This window comes from Weissella confusa (genome assembly GCF_004766315.1).
GTDB classification, from domain to species: Bacteria; Bacillota; Bacilli; order Lactobacillales; family Lactobacillaceae; genus Weissella; species Weissella confusa_A.
Genome location: NZ_PVSN01000017.1, coordinates 21,055 through 32,850 on the forward strand (window position 1 = coordinate 21,055; position 11,796 = coordinate 32,850).

Consider the following 11,796-nt stretch of genomic DNA (forward strand, 5'->3'; position numbering starts at 1 on the left):
ATGGCAGATTTTAATCTAACACCTACGATTGTCACGGCATTGGTAGCTCAACAAGACCCAACGATGGACGACACAGTGAACATTGATATTACTAAGTTTGTTGATGTTGGTAATGCAACAACAACGGACAAAAACGGTAATACGACGACCACTGATGTTGGTACCACAAGTTCACTAGTGACTGGTTCAACTATCATACAGAATCCGTTGCCGGCTGACGTGCAAAAGATAGTTGATCCGCCTATTAAAGGTTTCAATACCGATGGTTGGGTGCCGGTTGATTACAGTTACGATGCCAACGGTCATTTCGTAGTTACGCATCAGGTTGATGACGGGTTAACACCTGATTTCAGCCAAACAGACATAATGACAACATCTGATTTCTAGGTGGTGCCTTTTTTGTAGGGTGATACCCTACGTACATATCATTTCAAGGAGGATAAGAGAATGGCGGACACTAAAACGCCACGCAATGCACAAGGGCAAACCTATGAAGAATGGTTAGCGCAGAAAGTTAGTGCATCACGTGGTAACAAGTATGAAATTGATTTGAATGAGTTCATTTACGGCATGGACGTTGCCGCTGGTGTTAAGGGCGTGCGTTCTAGTGATTTAGGACTGATTATTGGTCACGTAAGTAAGCCACTTGCACCAGCTATTACAGACACAACACAAGTGGCTGTAAACAAGTACGGTGTCATTGCACAAGGTTTGTCATATGGTGCACGTACAATCAACATTCCGGTAACGCTAAAGGCGGATAGCAACGAAGATTATCAGATGCGTGTGCACCAAATCGCTGCTGACTTGTTATCCACTGACACTAACGATGATGTATCAATTGTGTTTGGTGATGAGCCAGACGTTCAATACTATGGACGTTTCACTTCATTGCCTGATTTTCAATTCACAGATGTTGGGTCGTACACTGCCACAGCTACATTTGTGTTCACGTTACATGACCCACGCGGTTTCATTACAGTGCAAGACAGCAATATCACGTTATCTGATGGAACAGTTGTAAGTGCAGCACCAAATGAGTTGGTCAAGGTAACTAGCAACCCGTTTAGCTACACGCCACTTGGAACTGGCCCAGCTGACCCTATTTTTCACATTGTGCCAAAGGAGGGTGTCAATGCTTCACGGGTAGGGATGCAATTGGACAGCAAAGAAGGTGTCTGGTTTGGTGAAGATTTGTCTGATGTGAAGATTGATAGTAAGCCAATGCAGTTTGACGATGATACAACTGATTTGTCAAAGTGGTCGATGATTACACCGCTTGATAAGGGGAACGGACTGTATGACGGCAACTTGACGTTCAAACTAGCACGCAACGGACGTGTTGCTAATGGGCCGCTAACCTTGAATGATAACGGGCAAGGCATCGGTATTAACGGTAAGTTTGCTGACACACCTATGCCTTGGGGTCAGTGGCATGGGCCAGTAATGCAATCACAGCCAATTGGTGATTTGACTGGCGACGTTAACCCTAAAGACCCTGACAAAATGGGTAGTTGGGAAACGGAGATTACACTCACACACAACCGCTATTATGATCGCGCTGATATGCAGGTTGAAGCTTACATTCTTGATACTAGCGGCAAGCGACGTGCACGAGTTGGCATTGGTGATGGTGGTCATGACGGGCAGGCTTCTGGCGCGTGGATGTTCTTTGGAGAAGATGACGCATCGGAAGCTACTGCGCTTGCAACTGGACTTGGTTCAGAGTGGGTCATGCCACCTGGAGTTCAAAACAACAATGATGTGACAATTACACTGAATGACCACTATCCATTAGCAAATTCGTTCCTTGAATATCACAAGAAAACGACAACTACGTATGAGAGCTGGGACGGAACGTATAAGACGACCCGCACGATTGTCACTGAAGAATGGTCTTACTACTCAAATGACACACACAGTAACACGTACTTTAAGAAGACGCTGAGTGATACGACTGAAAAGCACGAAGAGAAGCCGTATTTGGTGTGGTGGTGGAGTTATCACTTTGGCAACTCAAATTCTGACGCAAACGGTAACTTGCATGTTGGTGATTTGCACTACTGGGAAGTAGGCTGGAACCGACGTGATAATGATTACGCTCACGCACCAGAACGGTCAGACCGCTACACAACACGTACACCAATCAACATTTACATGTACAACCGCACGTTTGTTAACCAAGTTTTTGAGAGTAACGCAGAAAACGGTAAGAAGTGGACGCAGACGACGGACGCGCGATACTACAACGGTGATGACCCAATCAACGGGAAGGTTGGTGTTTTGTATCAGTTGAGCCAACCATCATCAACTGCAACGTCTAACGGTAACCAAAACACTTCAACAAATTGGATACCTGTTGATTATCAATTCAACGATAAGAATGATCACGATGCACTTGATGCAGCCACAGTGAAGTTCGTTGTTGGGTATGACACTGTTAACCACAACGGTTTCTATGGTGAAATGTGGCGTATGTCTGATGAGACTGGCATAGCTAAGCCATTAGACAGCAAGCCATTCTGGACGTTTGAAGATAAGAAAGGGTTGAACCGTGCTAGTCGCTTCAAGTTCAAGCCTGGGCGTGTTGCAGTTTGGTTTGCTAAGACGGATATTCAAGAGGATATTATCGACCCTTCAACTAATCAACCGGTTAAGGCTTATCCAATTGATAAGTTGGATATTAGCCGTATTCGGGCTTATCGAGTGTATAAGAAGCCGTCACAGGCTGACATGATTACACTCAAAGCTGGTCAGAAGGCAATTATTGATTCGACTGATGAAACGTTGTCGATTAATGGGCGCATGCAGAACGAATTGTTTGATATGTACTCGACGTTCCCGCAACTACACGGGGGCGTTACGCAACGTTGGAACTTTGTTGCATCCGGTCACAGCTTGGATGATTTCGATGTGATTTTGGAGTACAGACCAACTCATAAGTAAGAAAGGAGGAACCGCATGTATACAGTATTAGACCCCAGATTAAATGTTGTTGGTTTCTTGTCAAACAAGGGACGGGGCGCAAATGATTTCTGGGGTGATACGATTTCACAACAGATTGCAGATACGCAAGATATTTTGGGTAATGTGGATCTAACGGTTGATAACGTTAGTCGTAACATCGACGTGTCAGGTAACACAAAAAATTGGAACCACACACTTAATGGCATTTCTTTCAACAATACGCTTGTTGGTGCACAAGTTGAGAATGGTTATTACTTGCTGTATCAAGATGATGCGAATAAGCGTCATTACCTAATGCAATTGACATCCGTTTCTGAAAAGGTGACACCAGGCGGTCAACACTATAAGACGGCGACTGGTGTTAACGCTGCACTGTATGATTTTTCACGCATGATTGTTGACGCTAAAGAATTCTATGCAAGTCCGACTGGCACACAAACACTTGGCTCATTACAAAACATTTTACGTTATATCTTGGGTCACGCTGGCTGGAATGTGAATGTTGAGGACTACAATTTCCCAGACATCACGTATTCAATCAGTGATGGCGCGTCGGTTCAATCTGTGTTGCAAGACATCATCAAACTGTTTGAAGTTGATGTTGATGCATACGTTACGATGACGCCACAAGGCCAGCTTGCACAGCGCGTTGTATCGTTCCGTCAACAAATGGGCGCTGACAGTGGCGTAACTATTCGATATGGCAAGAACATGACTGACATGACGCGTGAAGAGTTGTCAGATTCAATCTACACCAAACTATACGTTCAAGGCGCTAACAGTTTGAAGTTGAACACAACAAACAATGGATTACCTTACATTGTCGATGAAGCAGCTAATAAGTTGTATAACCCCGTTGGCGCTTCGAGTTCACCAGAAACGTTCCGTGAAGGTATTGTTGTTAACTCAATGATTACCGATGAACGTTCATTGTTGGCTTGGGGTAAGAAACAGCTGCAAGCTTTGAACCACCCACGCATCAACTACACGATTAGTTCAATTGCATCAACGGAAGCGGGACTTGGTGACACTATTCGAGTACAGGACTTGTACGCATCACAACAGATTTTGCTTACGAGTCGTGTCATTCAAAAGACATTCAGTTTTGCCAATCCAACTACTAATACGCTGGTGCTTGGTGAATACTCATCAGTCATTGGTGATAAGACTAAGAACATTGATCTAATTGCCAAACTTGGACAAGTTGCTGATGACATCACCGTTGTTTCTGAAGCGGCAGTTAAGACACAAGTTATTGCTGAAGGTGCTGCAAGTATTGCATCACAAGCAAGTAGTGCAGTAGGCAGTGTGGCTACACATGCTAACGCAGTCGAAGACGCTTTATCATCTGCGTTTAACACAGCAAAGTCTGATGTTGCACGACTTTATAGTGAAAATAAAGCGGACACGGCATCACTTAATTCATTTGTCACTGAACAACTTGCTACTACGAATAAAATGGTTGAAGACGCCAAGGCCAGCGCAATAGAAATCGGTCAAACAACAGCCCAAAATGCACAAAAAGCATTGGATGAAGCTAAAAAAGACTTCACTAGTAGTTTTGCCAGCCAAGCGAGTCAAACCGCTTCGATGGCTAGTGAAGCGAACTCAAAAGCAAGCCAATATGCAAGTCAAGCAAAGTCGGAAGCTGTTTCAGCTGCTACAAGCGCTGACGGGGTTGTTAGATCAGAGTTTAAGTTTACAACTGACTCCATGACCGCAACTATCCAACAAAACAAGTCAGACGCAGACGGTAAAATTACCAAAGCACAAACGACAGCGACACAAGCACTTGATGGTCTGTCAACAAAGGTTGAAAAGACAGAATACAACAAGACAACTGGTGACCTAACATCTAAAATCAATACGACGAGCGACACAGCTGAAAAGTCAAAGCAAGACATTGCAGACATTAAGGTTGCTAACGATAAGCAAGATAATCGTATGTTTCAAATTGAAAAGGACGCCACAGGTGTTAAGCAGACTGTTTCTGATTTAAGCACAGAACAGGGCAAGCAAAGGGGTTCAATTAGCAAATTAGAGCAACGTGCAGATGGTTTTGATGCGACAGTTACAAAGGTAAACAATCTGTCAGTTGGTGGTAGAAACCTATTACTTAACTCTAAGGATTTTGGTAGCCCGTGGAACGGTTTTGACGCAGGTTCCCCTAATATGTATCAGACCTTATCAGCAACTCAAGATACTAGACCGTGGGCTGGTCCTAAGTACAGTATGGCTAATCTTAGAGACAGGGGAGTGATTAACGACACTGACACATTTGTCATGTCTGGTTACGTTAGAAACACAGGCGATAATGATTTACAACTACACTTTTACGCAACAAATAACTCATCAACATGGACAAACAACAATAATGAGTATGTAAGTATCATTAAAGCTCATAGTGATTGGGTGCGTGTGTCAACAAAACCGTTTAAGTTTATTGGTTTGTCCACTATGGATAATACAGGTATCAGGTTTGAATCAGGAGATACAGTTACTAATGGTTACTTAGAGCAATCTGGATTAAAACTTGAAAAAGGTACTGTTGCAACAGATTGGACTCCTGCTCCAGAAGATGTAGATAGTGCAACCGCTACAGCTCAGTTAACAGCAGACAAAGCAACAACTAGCCTAAATAGCTTTAAGACTGACGCTGACGGTCGCATTAGCAAAGCGCAAGCTGACATTGTCGCAAATGCCAATGCAATCACGCAAAAGGTCAGCCAAAGCGATTACAATGCAAAGACTGGTGAACTGACTCAATCAGTATCTAAGGCGCAACAAACTGCCGATACGGCAACGCAAACAATCGGAACTTACAAAGAAACGAACGATAAGCGTGTAGCTTCTGCTGAAACAAATATTAAAGCTAATTCTGACGCTATCAAGTTGACAGTAAGCAAGACTGACTTCGATAAGGCAACTGGAAAGATTAATGGAGACATTAGCAGTCTCACACAACGAGCAGATGGTTTTGACGCAACGGTTACAAAGGTTAACAATCTGTCTGTTGGTGGTCGTAACTTATTGCTTGGCACGTCAAATAGCTTTACTGGAATTGGAAATAACTCCATAAATGGAACTTTTAATGACCAAGGTGGTCAATATTATTTAGCAGGTTGTAAAAAAGTATCCGACCTGTATAACCAATATGGTCCATCTGAGTACCTGACTATATCATTTGATTGGGTTGCTAGTGGCTCTGATATTTCTGGTGAATTTATTCCCCAATGGAATGACACGCCTTGGGGGCTATCAGTCGTTGGAAGCGTAAAAATTAGCAAAGTGAATGTTGCTGGTCATTATACAAATACTGTTTCGCTTAAACAAGATGGTTATTCTACCAGTAACGCTACCGGTATCAGGTTTCGACAAGATAACCTGAAAGGGAACTTAACAATTAGTAACATCAAACTAGAATTGGGTAACGTTCCAACCGACTGGACTCCAGCACCAGAAGATATTGAAAGCAGTGTTGCGCAAGTTAAATTAACCGCTGATGGATTATACGAAAAAGTCAACAACCCAACTACCGGAATTGCCACACGTTTGTTGACAGCGGAAGGAGCTATCACAGCAGTTCGAGACAAGACAAACGAACTGTCTTCAACGTTGACACAAACGGCTAATTCCATCCAAGCTAGTGTCGCAACGAAGACTGACAAAACGACAGTGTTGTCATTGTTTAGCGACAACTTTGAAGCTGGAATTAAAGGCCATACTGGCGCGATTATCTCTGGTATCAATGGAGACGCATCTGGTATGCAAATTGCAGGTAAACACATTGTGCTTACTGGTGATACGACCATTCAGTCAGGTTTCACGTTAACTGTTGATCATCTTGTTGGTAACACAGCACAGTTTATTAAAACTAACTGGGAAAGTGCATACAGCAACATCCAAATCGATGGTGATGGTATCACAATTGCCTCTAAGGACAATAAAGCTAAGACTGTCTTTGAGAATGGTGATACACACTGGTGGTCACCACGAGGTGAAGATATTGGATATATCGGCATCACAACCCCAATAGTCAATCAAACGAACGCCGATTACATGACCATTGGTGTAAATGGGTGGCAAACGACTACTAAGGGTGACAGCCACTACGATTACGGAACTTCTGATTTCTACGGAGGTGACGGAATTATGTTTGGTGTTACAGATGCAAATACTGACAAAACGGGAAGCTATCGTAAGCTAATGTCTTGGGAGTCTAACCTTACTGCCATTTATCTAGGTGTTCAAACTGGCTGGCATGCATGGGAACAATACGAGTTCCACAAAGATGTTAAGGTTGACGGTGCAATGAATGTATCTGGCAATTTAACCACAGGTGGTGACATCAACCTTGGCTGGACGCTTCGCAAGAATGGAACCGGCTTCTATCCGGCGCACTTTAACGGTTTACCGGGTATTCACATTGTTGGTACTAACAGTGGAATTGTTTTTAATGAATCTGCCAACAAGTTTTACGTTGTAATGGGCGGACACTGGAACGAAATAACGATGTCAGGTAACTGGGGAACTGGTAGCTGGGACAATTAACAGGAGGAAACAATGAAACTGAAGAATTATCAAATTTATATGATTGGTAATTATTTACAATCGCTTACTTTGCCGGCACAAGTTAGCCGTGCTAAGACTAAGCTGATTGCGAAGATGAACGATGTGTTGCGTGATCAAAGTGAAGATGAGCAAGAGTTGCTTAAGCAATTCAACGCCACTAAGACTGACAAAGGTTGGGACTTTGGAACAGTTGAAAATAAGCAAGCTTATGAAGTTGAACTTGATAAGCTTAAAAGTGAGATTGTCGTTATTTCAATCTCTGAATATCCTACACTTGAACAAGCGTTGAAGGACTACTTCAAGACGTATGACGGTGATATTGCACCCGAATATGCTGATTCCTTTGACGCTTTTTATGATGCACTAGAAATTGAAGAAAACGAGGAAATTTAATCATGACTATTACTAAGACTACTAATTACAACGCTTCACTTGCTGACGCTAACGGCATTGGTTACGCAACGTTTACTGGCTCAATTGACGCTATCGGGGTACCAACGACTAACTACTACATCAATGACAAAGACACTTACAAGGCCAACATCAAGGCGTTTCGTGCTGGTTTGCAAGAGTTCCAAAACGCAGTATTCGCTGACGCTGATGCACTAGCTGTACAAGCTGCTGCTGCTAAGGAGGCGTAATGCAATATGTCAAAGCTATCACCAGGAGACACAATCGCACTAGTTGCAGTTCTTATGACGGTTGGTACAGGTTGGCTTGGCTGGTCAGTGAAAACTGGCTTAACTGAACCACTTTCTGCGCTACGCAACGCCATTGATGAGCTACGTGACACAATGAAGGAAATGCGTGAAGATACCCAATCAAAACTAGCAATCCACGACATCGAACTGGTACACCACGATGATGCCATTAAGACATTGCAAGAGAAGTTGAAGGAGGTAGATTGATGAATAATTTAATCGAGTTGCTTAAAGCACTGTGGGAGATTGGAATCCTGCCAGCGCTTTTAATTTTGGCTATTGTTCATCTGCGGACGGCCGTTGACGGCAATGCTAAGATGCAAACCGTTCTAGACATTGCCGAAAAGGCAGTGAGCTGGGCAGAAGATAACTTTGACGGTGGAGCTAAGCAGAAGGCCGAAGCATTGAAGTTTGTCTCTGATGAGCTATTGAAGTTGGACAAGGCACACCTGTTCACAGCAAGCGAAGTTGATACTGCGATTGAGTGGGCGGTCGGCAAGATGAAAGGAATGATTTAGTAGATGAATAAGAGTATGAAGTTGGTCGCCATTGGAGCGGCCTTTTTGTTTGGCACGACGCTGTTGGGTGCACCAACTGCACACGCAGACGGGCCACGTATGGATATGGTGGACGTATCAAATTGGAATGGTTATTTGTCAGTAGATGATTTTGTCACCATGCGTAACGCTGGGGTTAAGGCCGTGACGGTTAAGATTTCAGAAGGAACTTGGTATAAGGATCCAACTGCTGCTAACGACATCGCTAACGCACAAGTGGCTGGTTTGTACGTGAATGGCTATTACTTTGCATATGCGACTGATAATGCTACTGCTGTACAAGAAGCTAACTATGCTTCGGCTACGGCGCAAGCTGACGGTCTTGGAGTTGGCGCAGTGTTGGCGGTAGATGCTGAATCGCCCGACCAAATGGCAATGGGTTCAGCAATGCAACCAGTTAATGCCACGGCAGAAGCGCAGGTTAGAGTTGCTGGTGGTTATCGTTCAACTACCTACACGATGTCATCGCACTTGAACACCACACCAGATGGTGACAAGACTTGGGTTGCATCATACCCATACAATGCCACGGCTGACATGAACTGGTTCAGTTCAGAGCACTCATGGCAATATAACGATAAGCAAACATTCGCAGGTGTGAATGGTACGTTTGACGTGTCACAAAACTACGATGATTTTTTCACGGCTAACCAACAACCAGTTGGTGCCAACAATGGTGAAACTGTCTGGCCTAAGAATGGCGTTTGGTACACTGACCAATCATTCAAGAACAAGGCTAACGGTATCGTTAAGCACATGGGATCGTACTGGTCATTCCGTGACGGTAAGCTGGTGACATCTGACTGGACTAAGGCGTGGGGTAACTACTACTGGTCAGCCGCAGACGGTAAGATTGTTCAAGGTGAAGGTGATTGGCATGGCTATCACTTTAACTTTGGGACTGATGGAACGTTCAACGCAAAGTCAGCAACTGTGACTGATTTGGATAGCATTATTAATTAGATATTAAGGCGGACCAACTTGCGACATTGAAACAGATGCGCAAGTTGGTCCACATATAAATTAAGCCCGCTGGACTTGGATTAACTTCCTCGTCTGGCGGGCTTTTTTGTATTGAAATTGACATTCAATATGGTGCCATATATAATAAAAACATATCAAGTCCCCGGGCAATTTTGTTCGGGCTTTTTTTATAGTAAAGCTGGAATTAAAAATGAATATACAAGATGAAAATCAAAAACTTGTAAATGTTTTTAGTGATCGAAAAATGTCAATCGATTCAGAAAATGCAAGTATCGCCATTAAAAATATCGGATACTATAAGTTAAAAGAATACGCAAAGCCATTTGTAAGAGATGGTCTATATGATGGACTACTATTCAGCAGTGTGTTAAAACGATATTTTTTTGATAAAAACCTAAGAATACATTTGTTACATATTATTGAAATGATTGAACTAGCCTTTAAAAACAGTCTTGCCGAGCTAATAGGTAATGACTCTGGCCCATTTGGATATTTGGACTTTTTAGTTTGGGCTGATCAAGGACGTTATACCTCTGAGTATATTATTGGAGAACAATCTTTGATAAAAAATACAATTTTGAAAATGATTAAAAATATGAATGAATATTCAAATCCAGAATATTTTGACGAAAAAAATCTCATTTTAAAAGATAATAAATATAATAAAGTAGAAAATGGTTCTCAACATAAGAAGTATCCTACCGTTTGGCTAGCATTTGATTTATTATCATTTGGACAATTACATCATATTTACCAACTTTTACCGTTGAAAAGTAAGAATAAAATTGCTAAAAATTTTAATTGTGGTAGTTCTGAATTAAATTCATGGATAGGGGCAATGGTTTTAGTTAGAAACGTTTGTGCACACAGTTCTAATTTAATTGATATTGAATTTAAAACTTTGCCAAAATCTAAAGTCGAATGGAGAGAATATTTAGATGTTCACGAACGAAAAAACGGTAAAACTGAGATAACTAATAAATTAGCCAGCGTTATTATTCCGATAGTTTATTTGGCTCATAATATAGATCAAAATTATGGTTTTGGAGACATCTATAAAGATATTCAAAACGCCATAAAGCCTGTAAGAAAAAACGGCGAAAATCAAGCGCAAGCATTAGGCTTTAGTAGCAAGGCAAAAATGATTAAGTTCTTTTCAAATTATTTTCAATAATAACTTTAGTTGATTTACTTGAAAAAAGCCCGCTGGACTTGGATTAACTTCCTCGTCTGGTGGGTTTTTTATTGTACAATAATTGAGTGAGGGAATGACAGGTCATAACCTGCAAACTAAAAATTTAATTCAGCTTAGTTTGCGCCAGCCGATATGAGGATTAATATTTGCGCCATATTTGCGCCAGTAAACGCTCAAACTACTGGTGTATAAGCATTTACACATTCCCACGTACAACGAACCGTTTGTGGCCATAAGCTAAAAATAAACATACAAAAACCACTGAAACAGTTGATATAACGGCTTTCAGTGGTTTTTTGTATGTATTTAATTATCATTGCAAAGCTTGTGTCGCTGCTGGATCATCACCGGTACTGGTATCTGCAGTAGCAGTACCATCATCTTGTACTTGGGTTTCGGATGCAGTTGCTTGCGAATCAGAAGCAACTGGTACTTCGGCCGTTTCGGGTTGTGAATAATCTGATGTGGCAGGTGCATAAGCTGTGTCGTCACTTGGAACACTAGTGTCGGCAACGGATTCTTGCACGTCAGCCGAAGTAGCGACTGCTGGTTCATATGTATCTTGAGGCGTCACAACAGTAGCTGAGCTTGCTTGTTCTGTTGAAGAACTCGCTGATGATGACGAAGAAATACTTGATGTGATGATTTTAGTTTTTGGATGGAGAACCTTAGTAGATTCGGCTTTTTTATTTGGGTGAATTGTCAATTCAACCGGAACACTTGAGATAAATAATATTCTTTAGCCGATCTCCAGCCGAAAAGCTTTCGAGGTCGGCTATTAATTTGCTCAACCATTTGTTCAATGTATTCGTCTGAATAA

General features: G+C 42.2%; 10 protein-coding genes. 9 read left to right on the forward strand and 1 reads right to left on the reverse strand.

Annotation, left to right across the window (positions count from 1 at the left end; translation table 11 throughout):
• From C6P11_RS02695 to C6P11_RS02735, 9 genes are all read left to right on the forward strand, one after another.
• Nucleotides 1-387, forward strand: a complete 387-nt coding sequence (locus C6P11_RS02695) for a hypothetical protein (RefSeq protein WP_135518367.1) — start codon at nt 1-3, stop codon at nt 385-387.
• Between the two features lie 60 nt (nt 388-447).
• Nucleotides 448-2,946 carry a distal tail protein Dit gene (locus C6P11_RS02700; RefSeq protein WP_135518368.1) on the forward strand — a complete coding sequence of 833 codons (2,499 nt, stop codon included), beginning with the start codon at nt 448-450 and terminating at the stop codon, nt 2,944-2,946.
• A 15-nt stretch (nt 2,947-2,961) separates the two neighbouring features.
• The gene (locus C6P11_RS02705) at nt 2,962-7,518 is read left to right on the forward strand and encodes a phage tail spike protein (RefSeq protein ID WP_135518370.1); all 4,557 of its coding nucleotides are present in this window, start codon (nt 2,962-2,964) and stop codon (nt 7,516-7,518) included.
• Nucleotides 7,519-7,530: 12 nt separating this feature from the next.
• Nucleotides 7,531-7,932, forward strand: coding sequence for a hypothetical protein (locus C6P11_RS02710; protein ID WP_135518372.1), 402 nt, complete (start codon nt 7,531-7,533; stop codon nt 7,930-7,932).
• 2 nt (nt 7,933-7,934) lie between these two features.
• Nucleotides 7,935-8,180, forward strand: a complete 246-nt coding sequence (locus tag C6P11_RS02715) for a hypothetical protein (protein ID WP_135518374.1) — start codon at nt 7,935-7,937, stop codon at nt 8,178-8,180.
• A 6-nt stretch (nt 8,181-8,186) separates the two neighbouring features.
• Nucleotides 8,187-8,447: a hypothetical protein gene (locus C6P11_RS02720; RefSeq protein ID WP_135518376.1), complete on the forward strand. Its 261-nt coding sequence runs from the start codon at nt 8,187-8,189 to the stop codon at nt 8,445-8,447.
• A complete protein-coding gene (locus C6P11_RS02725) occupies nt 8,447-8,758 on the forward strand; it encodes a phage holin, LLH family (RefSeq protein ID WP_135518378.1) in 312 nt (103 codons plus the stop codon). Before C6P11_RS02720 ends, C6P11_RS02725 begins: the two co-directional genes overlap by 1 nt.
• A 3-nt stretch (nt 8,759-8,761) precedes the next feature.
• Nucleotides 8,762-9,760, forward strand: a complete 999-nt coding sequence (locus tag C6P11_RS02730; protein ID WP_135518380.1) for a GH25 family lysozyme — start codon at nt 8,762-8,764, stop codon at nt 9,758-9,760.
• 211 nt (nt 9,761-9,971) lie between these two features.
• Nucleotides 9,972-10,955 (forward strand): Abi family protein, encoded by a 984-nt coding sequence (locus C6P11_RS02735; RefSeq protein WP_135518382.1) that lies wholly within the window; start codon nt 9,972-9,974, stop codon nt 10,953-10,955.
• A 334-nt stretch (nt 10,956-11,289) separates the two neighbouring features.
• Here the strand turns inward: C6P11_RS02735 and C6P11_RS02740 are convergent, their stop codons facing one another.
• Entirely contained in the window at nt 11,290-11,682 is a 393-nt protein-coding gene (locus tag C6P11_RS02740; RefSeq protein ID WP_135518384.1) for a hypothetical protein, read from the reverse strand.
• Nucleotides 11,683-11,796 lie beyond the last annotated feature (114 nt).